This is a genomic window from Psychrobacter sp. AT9 (assembly GCF_047272965.1).
In the GTDB taxonomy this organism is placed as follows: Bacteria; Pseudomonadota; Gammaproteobacteria; order Pseudomonadales; family Moraxellaceae; genus Psychrobacter; species Psychrobacter glaciei.
This window is the reverse complement of record NZ_JBKOTW010000001.1, coordinates 1,190,756-1,206,860: the sequence shown is the minus strand read 5'-3', so window position 1 is coordinate 1,206,860 and position 16,105 is coordinate 1,190,756. Positions and strand designations below refer to the sequence as shown.

Sequence of the window (16,105 nt, the reverse complement as noted above, 5' to 3'; positions counted from 1 at the left end):
TGAAGCCGTAAATTTTTGAAGCAATGACTTGGATCTTACTATGCAACAAAAAAACCGCGTTATTCTGATTCATGGTCTGCATCAAACCGCTTGGATCATGCGACCATTGGCAAAGCGCCTGCAAGCAGCAGGCTTCGATACCCATCAATATAGCTACCGCAGTATGCGTGATGGCATCAAGACCAATAGCGCAGGCCTTAATACTTGGCTAGAAAAGCATCATCAGCCTGATCAGCCGATAGATTTGGTCGGTCATAGTTTGGGTGGTTTGATTATTCGTGATTTCGTCACTCAGTATCCCAAGTGGCAGATTGGACGCTGCGTGACGCTTGGGACACCGCATGTAGGGAGTGTTTGTGCAGATTATATCTGGCGCTTAAGCCCCGCTGTAGTAGGACGCTCATATGTCGATGCTTTAGATGGAACAGTCCCACCATTACCAGCACATATTACCTTGGGCGTGATTGCAGGAAATCGTCCGTATGGATTGGGGCAGTTATTTTTGCAGTATCATAACCGTAAACTGCGTAAAGCAGACAATATGCCATCAGCAGAACATCTGCTACACGATGGCACAGTATATATAGAAGAAACTAAAATAGAGGCAGCCACTGATCATATTGTTTTACCAGTTTCGCATACTGGGATGCTGGTCGATAAAGGTGTCACCACACAAGTGATGTATTTTTTACAACATGGACAGTTTGAGCATAAAAAACTTAGACATTAATTCCCATACCCTGCTGCAACTCGGTTTTATGCTTGTTAATCACTGGTATCAAAGTCTGCGTCACCCACTCATTGCGCCAGCCTTTTAAGCCTTCTGGCAACTCGCTTAGGTCTTTATCAAACGCAATCACTTCATACAGCTGCCCTAGCCATTTTTTGCGCATCAATACATTAGCAGGTACACCAATAACTTCTGCTTGCTCATCGATCGCTTGTTGCACGGCTTTTGACAATACTTTGTTTTTTGAGCGATACGGCGGCAATAGACAGTCTGGATATTCAGTAGGATGCAGGTTTTTTGCCTCTTTTATTACCTTAAGCAACTCTTCGCCGTATAGGCGCAACATACTGCGATGCATCGTGGTTTTGTGCGCAAGCTCTCGCATATTGCTTGGCTTTTCAGTGATAATCTCGCGTACGGCTTGTTTTTTAATCACAAAAGTACGCGGCTGATTGGTCGAACGCGCTAGCTCTTCTCGCCACGTAGCCACTCCTTTGAGTATCGCCATTTGCTGCGAGTTATAGCGATAATCAGCCATCGTTAGGTACATCGCTTCGTCTTCAACATGCTGAGCGTCGTACAAATCGCTGGCATAAAGCTGGCAATCCGCCCATACATATTCAAACAGTCCTTGCTTTTTTAGCTCGTATTCGAGGCTCAAGTAAAGCGCTGGCAAAAAGCGTACATCATCAATCGCATATTGCTCTTGCTCATCTGAGAGCGGACGCTGTAACCAATCTGATTGGCTTTGTTCTTTATCGATATGCATATCTAACTGATCATCAAGCGCCTGCTGATAGCCCATTTGCAACTGTCCCGTCAAATAAGACAACGCAATTTGCGTATCAAAAATATTAGTCAACGGTGGGCAACCAGACAATAGATAAAAAATCCCTAAATCTTCACCACAAGCATGCCAAATCGCCACATCAACTTCACTGAGCGCTTGCCAAAAATCACCCAGTTGCAACTGTGGTGCATCTAGTAAATAGATGTGATCGCCTGTATTTAGCTGTACCAGTGCCAAGCGCGGGTAATAAGTATCGCGCTTGATAAACTCGGTATCTAATGCCACTCGTCCGCAAATCGCCAATGCATCGATAACTTCAGCCAAACCATCTTGCTCACGCACCCACGTGATGGCAACTTCATCCGCAATATCCAATAATGCATCGATATTTGGTTCAGGCGGCACAGCTGCTGACGCTATTTCAGTATTAACTGATTGCTTTGATGAATCGTCAATAGCAGCAGCGTTGTCTGCAAGGTTTGATTGGGTGGCAGCGCTTGAAGCGGTTGGAACATGGTTAGACACGGGCAGATACCTGCATAAATAGGGGGAAAGAAAACGCCAAACTGCGTTTTAATAAAAAAAAACGAGAAAAATAGTGGCAATTAAGCAATTATAACAAGTTCATAAAATAAAATGGGCAAGATTTGGGTTTTATAGAGAACTTATAAAATTGCTATAGGAATGAACGATTTTGCATCGCTTGTCCAAGGGTCATACTATCAAGGTATTCCAGCTCGCCACCCATCGGTACGCCTTGCGCCAAACGTGTGACTTTATTGACATGACGACTGACCGCTTCGCTGATAAAGTGTGCGGTGGTCTGCCCTTCGACAGTTGTACCCGTTGCCAATATCAGCTCTTCAACAGGCTCTTGCTTAACCCGCCATACTAGCTGATCGATGTTTAAGTCGTCGGCACTAATCCCATCAATCGGTGATAAGTGACCACCTAAAACAAAGTAGCGTCCACGATAACCTGCCGTTTGCTCGATAGCCATCACATCTGCCGCCGTTTCGACCACGCATAATAGGCCATCATCACGCCTTGGATCTTGACACAGCGGACAAACGACCTCATCACTAAAGCTGTGACAACGCTGGCATTCGACGATATCACGCATCGCCTCATCAAGTGCTTGGGCGAGTGCCATGCCTTGTGGGCGCTTTTTGGTAAGCAAATGCAGCGCCATACGTTGGGCACTTTTTTGACCCACACCCGGCAAAATACGCAGCTGTTTGACCAGCTGATCAAATTTGGCTGTCAGCAAAGTAACTTCCTTTATTTAACTTAATTTATAAACCGTAGCTATAAAAATGGGGTCGTATCGTGTCGATAACAACCCCATTTTCTATATGATCATAGTCAGATAACATATAATTAGCTAAATATAAAGCCAGTCGTATATCGATACCAAAAACTTGAGATAACGAGGAAGACGAGTGCAAGCGCTACCCTTAGTAGGCTTAGCGAGTCTGACAAAGTTAGCTTATTTTTGGGATAGATATTAGAACATGCCTTGCATACCAGGTGGTAAACCCATACCTGAGGTCGCGCCAGCCATGGTTTCTTCGTATAGCTCATCCGCTTGACGCACCGCATCATTGATAGCAGCAGCGATTAAGTCTTCGATCATATCTGGCTCATCTTCAAGCAAACTTGGATCAATGGTCAAACGCTTAACCACATGGCGACCCGTCATGGTGACTTTTACCAGACCACTACCCGCTTCTGCGTGAACTTCTTTATTGCCTAGCTCTTTTTTAGCATTTTCAACGTTTGCTTCGACTTTCTTTTGCATCGTTTGTGCTTGTTGCATTAATGCTTGGATGTTCATAGTTGCCTCTTTGTCTTTTATAGTAATGAGTAATTTTTATTAACGTAAATAATAACGTAAAGTTTATGCGTTAACGGTGATTATACCGTTATCTTTACAAACTGTCTAAACCACGCGCCAAATCTTTAATGATATCTTCTACATCTTCCAAACCGACAGACAGACGAATAAGACCATCTTTGACGCCTGCTTCTGCCCTCGCCTCAGCGGTCAAGCGAAAGTGGGTAGTCGTCGCTGGATGGGTAATCGTGGTTTTGGCATCGCCCAAATTATTAGTAATAGAAACCATTTGCGTTGAGTCTATCACATGCCATGCAGCGGCTTTTGAATCAAGGCTAGCAGATGGCTTGACTTCAAAACCCATGATAGCACCATAACCACCTTTCATATGATGTTGACGCGTCGCCAGTTCATGAGCCGGATGATCGCTCAACCCTGAGAAATGCACGGTACTGACATTGGGGTGATTGACCAAGAAATCCGCCACTTGATTGGCATTTTGACAATGCGCTTGCATACGCAATTTCAGTGTCTCAAGCCCTTTGGTAAACACCCACGCATTAAACGGACTCATGCTAATACCGCCTGAGCGTACCACGGTAAACGCTTCTTGCATGAGCGCATCGCTACCAACCAAGGCACCGCCTAATACTCGACCCTGACCATCCAAATACTTGGTTGCAGAATGAATCACCACATCAGCACCCAAGTCGAGTGGACGCTGCAAGGCTGGCGTGGCAAAGCAATTATCTACCACCAATAAGATGTCATTGGCTTTGCACAGCTTACTTAAATACTCAATATCACAAATCTGCGCCAATGGATTGCTAGGGCTTTCGCAATAAATAACCTTGGTATTCGGCTGAACCGCTTTTGCCCAAGCGTCATTGTCGAAGCAATCAACGTAGCTGACCTCAACATCAAACTTGGCCATATAATTATTGAATAGACCGATGGATGAACCAAACAGCTGATTGGCAGCCAGCAGATGATCGCCTGCTTTTAGATACGCCAAGCACATGGTCAAAATCGCACCCATACCCGAAGCTGTCGCAACAGCGCGCTCACCATTTTCAAGCGCTGCCAAACGACGCTCAAAGGTACGTACGCTCGGATTGGTATGCCGCGAGTAGACGTTGCCTGTCTTATCTCCGTTAAAATGAGCGGCGGCATCTGCCGCTGAGGTATAAACATACGAGCTGGTAGTAAAGATAGCCTCTGAGTGCTCACCTTCATCCGTGCGATGTTGCCCTGCTCGTACAGCGATGGTCTGCATGCCATAATCAAGCCCTAAATCTAGGGCGTCGTTACGCCAGTTTGGATCTAACTTACTCACCTTGCTCTCATTCTGCGTTTGCGACTGACTCATAAATCTTCCGTTACTTTTGTTAATAGTAAAATGTGTTGGTAATAAAACGATTAGTAATAGAATGGCTGCTTGTTTTTAGGGTCTGTTGAACATTCAAATGTGGCACTGGCAGTGGCTATTTTTTAGACAATACGCAGTGAAATTTTTGACGCCTAGTCATTCTAGGTTAGACAATTTCGCCATGTATTGGCAAAAAATAGTCCCGCCCCGAAGGGCTGATGCTAAAATCGCACCAAACGTTGTTATAAACCTAGCTAAGGTCTCGACATTATCGTCGGTTTACGCCTAGTTTGATGCGATTTTAGCGATCAGCAGTCCTAATATTTGAATGTTCAACAGACCCTAATTATGGATGCCATTTGTCAGCGTTATCATAGCATGTCAACTTATTCCAAACATCTGGTTTCAGAGCCCTACTAAACATTATTTTTGAATACGTCTTGATAGAACCACCAAGTCTATAATCAGAATAAAACGCGAGCTTAGTCAAGTGCATAAACTAAAAAAATAACGTATTTATAATAGGCAGATAGGACGACAGCTGCTAAGCTTAGCGACCATTTAGGCTTTGTCCTACGCTTTGTCTCGAGTGTTATTTTTATAAGCATTATAATCAGCGCTATTATTTGAAAATAAACGAAAATACTCAGCAAACTTTCAATAAATCAAGGCTTATTAGGGTTAATCAGTTATGTCGATGCTAAATATAGAACCAAGCAATTTATCGCTGAGCCTAACACTCGGGTTGACCTTAGGACTGAGTGGATGTCAGATTTTGCCCGAACAGCCACATTTGCCTGAAAGCCAAGCCTTGTCAGCGCGAGTGAATGCTTTATATCAGCAAGAAAGCAACCAACAGCCTAAACAAATTGCAGCGACTGACACCAGTAATATCGATTTGGTGTCCGCTATCAGTGCACAGAATGACATTCACCCTGATTTGTCAGGCTATCACCCGATAGTGACTGGGGCAAATGCCTTTGCCGCGCGCAGTATCTTGACAGATATGGCCACACGTAACATCGATGCACAGTATTATATTTGGCATAATGACCAAGCCGGTCAACTACTGTTAAAAGACCTCTGGGATGCAGCTGAACGCGGCGTTATCGTGCGCTTGTTGCTCGATGATTTTAATAATAGCGCGAAGTTCGATCAGCATTTATTACGTTTTGCCAGCCATCCAAACATTGCGGTGCGCATTATTAATCCGTTGATGCATCGTAAATTTCAAACCTTGAACTTTGTCACAGGATTGCCGCGTATCAATCGGCGTATGCATAATAAAAGCATGACCTTTGACAAGCAAATCACCATCATTGGTGGTCGTAATATTGGTAACGAATACCTGAGTAATGATCAGAGCAGTCAATTTGCGGATTTGGATGTGTTACTTATTGGCAAAGTCGTCGCAGATATCGACAACAGTTTTGCCAGTTACTGGTCATCACCTTTATCATTTGATATCGAAACGTTGGCAAAATTTGATGATGATGTGACACCTGATTTTCTATCCGCATTGGATAAGCTCGGTCTCGACGAAGACAATAACGAAGGCAGCAGTTTGACGGTCTATAAAGCGGCGATCAAAGACTCTACTATAGACAGTGATCTGATCAATAAACGGGTACCCTTTCGTTGGACAGATATGCAGTTTTTGAGTGATGATGTCGGTAAACTGAGCAAAACGGTTCCTACTGACACCAATTTGGTACATCAGCTACGCACTTTGCTCGGTAGCCCAACCAAAAAGCTGACTATCATCTCTTCTTATTTCGTGCCGACTAAAGATGGTGTCGATACCTTGGTCAAGCTGGCCAAATCTGGTGTTGATATTAAGATTTTGACCAATTCATTTGATGCGACGGACGTCACTGCCGTTCACTCTGGCTATAGTCAATGGCGACCCAACTTGCTTCGCTCAGGCGTCAAAATATACGAGCTAAAATCAACGGCTGCCGAAGAAGAACGTGAAAACAAGCTGTGGCGAGCACGTAGTCAATCATCGACCAGCTTACATGCCAAGACTTTTGCCGTGGATGATTATCAAGTCTTTATTGGCTCATACAATGTCGATCCGCGCTCTGCCAATATCAATACCGAAATGGGTGTCATTATTAACGATGAGGAACTAGCAAGCCAGCTGCACGGTGCACTCAGCGATGATTTGTTAAATCAAGCTTATGAAGTCAAGTTGCTAGAGAGCGGCGCTTTGCAATGGCATACCATGGAAGATGGTAAAAAAGTGATTTATAATTCGGAGCCACGCGTTGATATGAGTGATCACATTTGGCTCACCATCATGTCATGGTTACCAATCGACTGGCTGCTATAAAGACGTAAGACCTTTTACTCACTGACCCTTAATTGACACTCAAAAGTTCAGGATTTCGGATTTAGTTTCTGTTAAATCAAACCCCTGCAACCAAAATTATTAACACAAAATACCCAAACCTACTGTTTCGGCAAATCATTATCTATCTACGTTGATTTGCCGGTTTTTATGATGAGCGGTTATCCAAACGATGACCGTCTTAATGACCACTTTACTCTGTGGATGCGTGATCTATTATGCCGTCTCGTTCTCAATATGCGTTAATGTCTGCTAGAGACAAAAATGTAGTGCTGTTTATTAGCTTTACCAGCGCTGTGGTGTTTTTTGATTTTTTGATTTATTTGTACATGGCAGATATCATCTCGGCTGCATTTTTTCCTGCGAACACCAACCCTCAAATTGTTAAACTACAAGGGCTGGGACTTTTTGCTGTTGGTTATTTAGCACGTCCAATTGGTGGTATCCTCTTTGGTCGATACGGCGATATAAAAGGTCGAAAGCCCATATTGTTGCTAAGTCTGATAGTGACCGCTGCAAGTTTGTTGGCGATGGCGTTTCTGCCCAATTATGCACAGTGGGGATGGATTGCGCCCGCTTTATTTATTTTCCTAAGGCTTATACAGGGTATGGCATATGGCCTTTATGTCCCCTTGGCCTGGGTTTTTGTGGCAGAGCATGTACCACGGCAATATTTATCAGTAGCCTGTAGCTATGTCACTGCCAGCTTTTTAGTAGGTGTGCTATTTTCAAATGCATTCTTTATGTGGCTCTCTACCTTTATGACGACGGATCAGTTGACTGATTATGGATGGCGTTTGCCATTCTTAGTTGCCGCTGTATTAAGCTTTTTGCCATTATTGATGTGGCGACTCGTCGGAGAGACACCATTCTTTCTTGCACTGGACAAGTCAAAAATTGGCACTAGCGCGAGCGAACCATTTACCATACTTTTTAAACATTGTAAGCATTCTATATTTGTTGGTATGGTACTGACGTTGGTCATTTCTAGCATTACCTCTGTTGTCATTCTACTGCTACCAGACTTAATAGAGATAAACTTTACTTTAGATAGTGACCTATTTGGGTTTTCTCATAGTTTGGCCATCATATTTATGATTTTTGGCTGCATATTTTATGGCATGGTGTCTAACCATGAGAACTTTGGTAAAATTTTAGTTGTTGGTTCTGTTCTACTCATTGCTCAAATGCTGGCCTTCTTTTACCATTTGCAGGCAGGTGGTGATTACATATTAATCATGTATGCGCTATTAGGCTTCTGCGCTGGCATCGTCGGTATGGTACCTGCTATCCTTGTGCAATTGTTTCCGACCAATGTGCGCCTCACAGGAATGGCTTTTTGCTATAATATTACCTACGGTATCGTGGGCGTATTAGTACCTTTCGGTCTAGGCTATGCCACTACTCTAATAAGCTTCTCACCAGCACTATACATTACGTTTATCGGCTTTATTGGTATTATCATGGGGCTTTATTTTTATAATCTGCCTGAATACAAAAAAATTGATCACGTGATCTCGTAAATAGCTGACCAGTATCCACATCAAGATTGAAACTAAGGTGCAATGGTATGTCTCATCCATTGCACCTTATCCATTTATTTAAGACACAAATATTAAGGCTTAATACCCATGGTTGATATGACCAATAAGCGACTGTCCGTTGCCCCAATGATTGATTGGACGACCACCGACTACCGTTATTTTGCACGGCTGTTTAATCCGCACACGTATCTATATACCGAAATGATCAGTACTGGTGCGCTCATACATGGCAATCGGGCTCGGCATTTGCGCTTTGATACACTTGAGCACCCACTTGTCCTGCAACTTGGCGGTGCAGATATTGGTGAGATGACCCAGTGTGCTGAATTCGCCCAGCAGCATGGCTATGATGAAGTCAATATCAATGTTGGTTGCCCGTCAGATCGGGTACAGCATAATAAAATTGGCGCTTGTCTCATGGCCGAGCCAAACACTGTCGCCGATTTAGTCAAACATATGCAAGCGGCTGTCGATATCCCAGTGACGGTTAAACACCGCATTGGTATCGATGATTTTGACAGTTATGAGTTTATGGCAGATTTTGTGCAGAAAGTCGCTGCTGCAGGTTGTAGCCGTTTTATCGTTCATGCCCGTACTGCGTGGCTAAAGGGTCTTAGTCCCAAGCAAAATCGCGACATTCCGCCACTGCGCTATGAGGATGTGTATCGTCTCAAACAAGACTTTCCACAACTCGATATCGAGATAAACGGTGGTATTGAGACAGTTGCAGATATTCAAGCGCACTTACAGCATATAGACGGTGTGATGATTGGCCGCGCGTTTTATCACAACCCTTATCTACTGGCAGAAGCCAACAGCTTATGGGGTGAGCCAGCACCTAAGCGCTCAGACATTTTGACGCAGCTTTATCCTTATCTAGAAGAAAAAGTCGCCAAAGGTGAGGCACTACCCACGATGACGCGTCATTATTTAGGATTGTTTCAAGGGCTGACAGGTGCTCGAAAATGGCGTCAATCACTGAGTGGCAAACCTCAACTAACGCTTGATGATATTAAACGAGCGGCAGATGAGGTGTTATCGTTAAATTCTGACGCATAGCCAAATCCTGATATACCAATAGTTTGATAGAGTTCACATACTAGCCATCGGTATGGCGCTCATGTCAGCTAAGCTGTTTGCGCTAAATACTGCCACATCGCTGCGCCATTATTCACAATATGTAGCAGCATTGGTAGTAACAGCGAGCCAGACTTGACACGTGCGTAGCAGAATATCAATGCCAACACCACGATAGTGCTGATTTCATAAACGCCATATTGTAAGTGAATCACCGCAAATATCAAACTGGTGATAATACTGGCAATGATCGCCCCACGCTGCTCTTGACTTGGTGAGGCAACGAATTGCTCAGCAATGGCAGACCATACTATGCCGCGAAAGACCAGCTCTTCGTATAATGGCGCAACGATCACCATCGCAAACACCAGTAGCCACACTGAGCTGACTGACTGATACAGCGGGTCTACAAATACCAATGGTGATTTATCGAGCCAGTAAGTCAATGCCTGACTGCCAATCATAAATATCAATAGCAAGCCCAGCATACCGACACCCACCGTTACCGAAAACGGTTTGAGCGCTAGATACTGTTGCCAATTACCACCTCTTAATTGAATCAGCATAACGATGAGGGCGACTAGCAAGATACCGCCAATCATGATCGACACACTCACGACCGTACCATTATTACTGCCAAAGAAAAATACATCAGCCACGCTTGAGCTTTTAGCTGCTGGTAATAACAGCTTGCCTGCAACATATACTCCTAACAATTGACTGATAAAAAACGATATGACCATTCCTACGGTCATTGAAAATGCACCGAAGCGTGAAAATAACGGCAAACGCTCGGGCGCATTTATAGACGGGTCATTAGTAGCACTAGGTTGGTTTGGCATAAGGCGGTGACTCAAAAAAATAAACGAGCAATGCTCCTGACAGCTTCATATAGTTATTCATATAAGCCGTTAAATAAGTAGCGAGCATCATTCATGTTGGGAGTTGTTGCTTGATTAAATCCAATACTTGCCGTGACACAGACTCTGGATGCTCAAGCGGGAACATATGACCACCCGCATGGGTTGCATAAGGAATATTGAGTCGGGATTTGATTTGCTGCGGGAAGCGGCGTTTCAGAAAGATACTGTCTTGACCAATAATCAATGTGACAGGTACTTTGGGCCCTCGATTTGGTGCCAGCCAATACCATGATGGATTGGTTCGAAAGACCGCCACTTCGCTTGCTTTCGGAATCGCCAATGTTACCTTGCCATCCGCACGCTCATGTAAGCCGTGCTCGATATATCCTTGAAAACTACGCTCATCAAAGTTTTTAAAAAAACCTTTATGCCGCATTTTTTCATACGCGTCGGCTCGGCTGTCCCACACATCGCGGCGATGCTTAGACACGCCAGCTGGTGACAGCTTGTCCATCAAACGATTATTCATAAGAGGCAATCTGTCTGCTGTCTTTGCCAAATGCCACAAAAAACTGACTTTGCCATAAATCCAAGGCGGATCCATTAATACCGCCTGAGCAAAGTGCTGAGGCGCACGGTACAGCGCCTGTAACGTACACATAGCACCCAGCGAGTGCCCAACGGCCACGACTTGCGAGATGCCATGCTTCTCACAGGTGCTTTTTACACTGTCGATAATCTGTTGAGTCAGTCGACGCCAATGATCATCCACTGGATAATCAGGCGTATTACCTAACATCGGAATATATTCGATGGTAAAAAACTCTGTCAAATGCTCAAAAAACGGCTGATAAACGGCACTTGGCATCCCATTGGCATGGGCAAAATGTATAACGGGCTTATTGGTTTTTTTGGAGACAGGTAGCGCTGCAAAGGTCTGCAAATTTATTTCATCACTCATAACAGGCTCTCGTGGGATGGTTTATGTTATATATTATTTTTAATGATTGAACCTTAAAGCATACTTAAGCTAAATATCACCAATATAGCAAAATTGATAGCTATCGCGACATTGATAACGATTTACTCTTAAAGATTTACTCTTAAATAAGGTATTTTATTTAGCATTACATACAATTGAGGCTGAGCACAATTACATGCCCAGCCTCAACAATCATACACAGTATATCTAAAACATTAAACGCTTAACGCATCTTTACGTTACCTTCTTCTTGTGGTAAAAAACCATCAAGACTAACGCTAGAGCCAATGCCTGCACCCAGTTGCACGGCAAAACGATCCATAAACATTTGGAACGGATCAGTTGGGCTATAGCTAATCACAGTATCAAGATCTAGTTGCTTACTCAGGCTTGTGATACTACCTGTCTTGTCTGCCAAACCTAGCTCAATCGACTGCTCGCCTGTCCAAAATAATCCTGAGAACAGTTTGTTTTGCTCAGGGTTTTTCAAGCGGTCACCGCGACCTTCTTTTACAGCATTAATGAAATGCTTATGCGTATTGGCCAATACTTTTTCGACATGATTTTCTTCATAATCAGTCAATGGGCGCGACAAGCTTAAAATGTCTTTGTACTCACCAGCCGTAATAGTTCGATCTTCTACACCAACCTTGTCCATCAAACCTTTGACATTGTAGCTTGGCATAATGACACCGATAGAGCCAACCAAACTTGATGGATTGACATAAATCTCATCTGCCGCAGAAGCGATGTAATAAGCACCTGAAGCACCAATATCACCGATAACAGCATAAAGCTTTTTATCTGGGTATTCTTTGCGCAAATCCATCATAGTCTGCCAGATTTCATCAGACTGTACAGGTGAGCCACCAGGTGAGTTGATGTCTAATGCCACCGCTTTGGAATTACTATTCGCAAAAGCATCTCTCAAAGCTTCATTGACATCATAAGCATTGGCAACATCGTCATTACTGATGACGCCTTGCAGCTCAACCACGGCCAAATGCGGCGCGCTGGTATCTACTGCATCCATACCCGTTGGCGAACTACTGCACCCACGACCAAGGGTCAAAAATATCAATAAGATATAACCAAAGGTCAATAGTTTAAAGAAAATACTCCAGCGACGAGCGCGGCGCTGCTCAACCACACTAGCCAATAAGGTGTTTTCAATCAGACGCCATTCTTGTCCGCTTGGCTGGCTTGACTGTGGCATCTGTGTTGGCTGATTTGCCGAATTGTCAGAACGTTTGTTAGGGTCTGGTGGCCAGTTGGGCATATAACTTCCTAAGTCAGAAACAGTCTAAAACGATAAAAGAGATGATATAGAAAATAAATACAGTGAGAAATCAAATTTTCTCACTGTAGGGGTCATCTATATTAATAGAGTGCTAAGTATGGTGCTATTTCGGTTATGGTTCAAGAGTGTAACCGTGAAATATCACCATATTATAACGCTGCTATGGTTAAGATGATTTTCAGAATGGATTGTCAAAATAAGATGTTGCGTCCAAATATTATTCTAAGACTCAATGAGCATTTAGAGACAGTGCCGCCTCAAGTGCATTATCATCATAAGTAATGACCTCATTGATACGCTGGCGCTTGATATCATCGGTCGCTAGGTGTGAGGCGCTGTGCCCAAGCCAAGTATAATGACTATAGGCGCTATCATCGAACGGTTCAGCTTGGCAGAGCAGTGACCACAGTTGCCAAACGCGCTGATGGGTATCGGCATCAACAACGATACGTGATGGCAAAGACTGAGCTTGCATAGTAAGTTCTTGGTTATTTGGTTGCGTATTTTTTGCTGTAGCGGGAATTGCCGTTAGTAGTTGAGAGGTGGCCAGCGGTGAATTGAGTGGATCAGCTGCATTATACTGCACTATTTGTATCGGCAACCTGCTATCGATGGCAATTGTACAGTCCCACACACTGGCATCATCTATCTTACTCCAGCCCGTCATTGCTTGTAATGATAAATCCCCGTTGGGGAGCTGCCATGAGTCATTTTGCTCACAGCTTTTAGGGCTGATATACGTTTTGGTAGTGACATGCGCTGCATTGTTAGCATTGTTAGATTCGTTTGCTTCTTTATAAAGTTTTTCTCGCTCAAACCAACGATCACTACGCCCTGCTTGCCAATACTGGTTGGTCGGTAGGCGCTGACTTATTCTGGCAACGGTCATCGGCAACAACTCTGAGGCGTTAGGTTTAAATGTATTGCTGGCATCGTTAGTCGTGAGCGTATCGGTCAATCCTACACTGCTGGTCTGTACTACGAGCCCTTCTAAGCGTTTAATCGATAAGGTGCGTAATTGCTGCTCTAATATCGCGGACAGCTTCTCTGCCGTCAAGGTACTTGGCATGGTACGTGTCGCATTAGGCCTGTGGTCTGCCAAAAACAACCAACTCACGATTCCCTTCGCTGACTGCGCCTTATTATCCTTACCCCCAACCTCGTTATCCATTATAGGATATTGCAGCACCGCCGCGCTTATATAGCGATCTCCAGTGGGTAATATATATAAAGTTGGTGACGTGGCTAATGACTGCTGGTTGGCATATACCGTCATCATTAATAGCGTCAAAGGCGGTAGCGCCAGCCAACGACTGATAAGTCCACGTGGTAATAACCAAGGCAACATCGCCAGCAATACCATCAGTAATATCGCCATATTCACTGGCGTATACAGCCACGCCTCTGACAGCGCTGGTAATGACGTCAGCCACGTAATCAAATCATGTAAATTACTGATGATTGCGCTGACCAACACCCAGATACTATCAGCAAGCGCAGGCCATAATAAGTAGCAAAGCCCAGCTAGTAGATTGAGCGGTACGATAACCCAGCCAAATAAACCAATAGCAAATAAATTGATGACTAGACCCCATAGTGAAGCTTTGCCAAACAATAACAACGTAATGGGTAGCAACGAGATAAATAACCAGAACTGCAACTTAAAGACACGTTTGCCTGTGAGCCATACTTTTATAAGTAAAATACAGCTATATTTAATATCATGCTGAGAGAGAGGTTTCTCTGATTGTGATAACACTGAGTTAATTTGCGACTGTGAAGCACTATCGTATTTTAGCAACAGCGCCACAGCGATAAAGGACAACCAATAACCAGCTTGCCAGAGCACATAGGGATCAAACCATGCCATCAAGACTGCCAGCGCCAACAATACTCGCATCGTACTAATGGGCAGTAAGGTTAATCGTACCAGACCTATCGCCAATAACATCCAGGCAGTACGAGCAGCGGGTACATCGAAACCAGTGAATAGCGCATAAATAAAAGCGGCACTGATCATTACCCACCAGCGCACTTGCCAACGTGGTATGTGCCGATATAAGGCTGGATACAGACGATTGAGCAATAATACGACTGCCCCTGCCAGCATAATCGCTAAAAACAAAACATGAGTGCCCGAAATAGCCAGCAAATGTGAAATACCAGCCAATTGATACAGATCTTTGGTATCGCGATTGATTAAGCTGCGATCGCCTGTGAGCAAACTTAGAGTCACCGCTTTTGCTTGCTGCGTGGCTGTAGTTTGTCCCGCCCACTTTTGATAAAAATGCTGTCGCAATTGCCAACGCCCTTGGTCAATCCGAGTACGAAAGCGCTTAAGATAGGAGCGAGAATCAGCTTCCAATGCAGACGACTCATCGAGCGCAAAAGACGACATACTGGTCGTCACTATATTTGCCACCCCATCGATATGACGACCTCGCAACCAGCGATAACTGTCAAATCCAGAGGGATTATTGAGAGCTTGCTCAGAGGTAGCAAGCGGTGCGAGCGTTAACGTCATAAACAGCTGATCACCCGGTCGCAATTGATTTAGATCAGCGACCTGAGCGCTTTTAGAGCCGTTTTTTGGATAAGCATTGAGTAGCACTCGATATTCAATATTGCTGTCACTACTTTCATTTAAAGTATCATTAAAGAAATTATTGCTTAGGCTATTTTCCATACTTGTGAAGTAATTGACCTTAGCACTATCTAATTCTTGAGCCGTCAACTCAGAAATTAGGGGCGATATATGACTGACGGTAGCGACTTGTCGATAACCGCTATTGGTGACACCATCATAAACGCTATCACTAATACCCTCGATAGTGACCAAAGCCTGTACACGCATAGACTCAGTAATTTTAGTCGCTTCAGCCTGCTGATAACCCATCAAGGATTGCAATGCGCTACCAATTACCAGCCCCATGGCCAGTATCATTATTAGCAAATAATTAATAATTCGAATGGGAAATTTAGAGGAAGAAGAAAAATATTTAGACGTGTCTTGAGAAAAAGAAGGTTGAGAAGGTTGGTGTTTAGAAGAAAGCTTTTGGACGTTAACTGATTTTATAGACAGCGCTTGACGCTGATTAATGGCTATCAAGACAATAGCAATAATGACTAATAATAGCGGCCAACTGTTAGCGTTATGCAGCTCTATTAATGAGTTGATTGGTATCGCCAGACTATCCGCGACTGCCAAAACGCCCATCATAACGATAATCACCAGACTACCAAGTAACCAGTACACCAGC

Annotated in this window: 12 protein-coding genes; 4 read left to right on the top strand and 8 right to left on the bottom strand. The window is 44.0% G+C overall.

What is annotated here, in order from left to right:
• Positions 1 to 40: 40 nt before the first annotated feature.
• On the top strand, positions 41 to 730 hold the full coding sequence (locus tag ACMFL8_RS05275) for an esterase/lipase family protein (RefSeq protein ID WP_413190278.1): 690 nt from the start codon (positions 41 to 43) through the stop codon (positions 728 to 730).
• On the opposite strand, the gene ACMFL8_RS05270 is transcribed toward ACMFL8_RS05275, so the two are convergent.
• The 4 genes from ACMFL8_RS05270 to ACMFL8_RS05255 form a co-directional block, all read right to left on the bottom strand.
• Positions 720 to 2,045 (bottom strand): ribonuclease D, encoded by a 1,326-nt coding sequence (locus ACMFL8_RS05270; RefSeq protein ID WP_413190277.1) that lies wholly within the window; start codon positions 2,043 to 2,045, stop codon positions 720 to 722. The genes ACMFL8_RS05275 and ACMFL8_RS05270 overlap by 11 nt on opposite strands.
• A 151-nt stretch (positions 2,046 to 2,196) precedes the next feature.
• Positions 2,197 to 2,790, bottom strand: coding sequence for a recombination mediator RecR (recR, locus tag ACMFL8_RS05265; protein ID WP_010199654.1), 594 nt, complete (start codon positions 2,788 to 2,790; stop codon positions 2,197 to 2,199).
• Positions 2,791 to 3,027: 237 nt separating this feature from the next.
• Complete coding sequence (locus ACMFL8_RS05260; RefSeq protein WP_189584573.1) at positions 3,028 to 3,357, bottom strand: YbaB/EbfC family nucleoid-associated protein; 330 nt, start codon at positions 3,355 to 3,357, stop codon at positions 3,028 to 3,030.
• A 94-nt stretch (positions 3,358 to 3,451) separates the two neighbouring features.
• On the bottom strand, positions 3,452 to 4,726 hold the full coding sequence (locus tag ACMFL8_RS05255; RefSeq protein WP_413190276.1) for an O-succinylhomoserine sulfhydrylase: 1,275 nt from the start codon (positions 4,724 to 4,726) through the stop codon (positions 3,452 to 3,454).
• A 691-nt stretch (positions 4,727 to 5,417) separates the two neighbouring features.
• On the opposite strand from ACMFL8_RS05255, the gene ACMFL8_RS05250 reads away from it, so the two are divergent.
• The 3 genes from ACMFL8_RS05250 to dusA all read left to right on the top strand — a co-directional run bounded on the left by ACMFL8_RS05250 (position 5,418) and on the right by dusA (position 9,682).
• Positions 5,418 to 7,061, top strand: a complete 1,644-nt coding sequence (locus ACMFL8_RS05250; RefSeq protein WP_201591426.1) for a phospholipase D family protein — start codon at positions 5,418 to 5,420, stop codon at positions 7,059 to 7,061.
• A 236-nt stretch (positions 7,062 to 7,297) separates the two neighbouring features.
• Positions 7,298 to 8,602, top strand: coding sequence for an MFS transporter (locus tag ACMFL8_RS05245; protein WP_352310151.1), 1,305 nt, complete (start codon positions 7,298 to 7,300; stop codon positions 8,600 to 8,602).
• Positions 8,603 to 8,710: 108 nt separating this feature from the next.
• The gene (gene dusA, locus ACMFL8_RS05240) at positions 8,711 to 9,682 is read left to right on the top strand and encodes a tRNA dihydrouridine(20/20a) synthase DusA (RefSeq protein ID WP_352310152.1); all 972 of its coding nucleotides are present in this window, start codon (positions 8,711 to 8,713) and stop codon (positions 9,680 to 9,682) included.
• A 68-nt stretch (positions 9,683 to 9,750) separates the two neighbouring features.
• On the opposite strand, the gene ACMFL8_RS05235 is transcribed toward dusA, so the two are convergent.
• From ACMFL8_RS05235 to ACMFL8_RS05220, 4 genes are all read right to left on the bottom strand, one after another.
• Positions 9,751 to 10,542, bottom strand: coding sequence for a CPBP family intramembrane glutamic endopeptidase (locus ACMFL8_RS05235; protein WP_352310153.1), 792 nt, complete (start codon positions 10,540 to 10,542; stop codon positions 9,751 to 9,753).
• A 91-nt stretch (positions 10,543 to 10,633) separates the two neighbouring features.
• Complete coding sequence (locus ACMFL8_RS05230) at positions 10,634 to 11,524, bottom strand: alpha/beta fold hydrolase (RefSeq protein WP_413190275.1); 891 nt, start codon at positions 11,522 to 11,524, stop codon at positions 10,634 to 10,636.
• Between the two features lie 244 nt (positions 11,525 to 11,768).
• Positions 11,769 to 12,824: a signal peptide peptidase SppA gene (sppA, locus tag ACMFL8_RS05225; protein WP_413190274.1), complete on the bottom strand. Its 1,056-nt coding sequence runs from the start codon at positions 12,822 to 12,824 to the stop codon at positions 11,769 to 11,771.
• Positions 12,825 to 13,074: 250 nt separating this feature from the next.
• Positions 13,075 to 16,101 (bottom strand): ComEC/Rec2 family competence protein, encoded by a 3,027-nt coding sequence (locus ACMFL8_RS05220; RefSeq protein ID WP_413190273.1) that lies wholly within the window; start codon positions 16,099 to 16,101, stop codon positions 13,075 to 13,077.
• Positions 16,102 to 16,105: the final 4 nt, after the last annotated feature.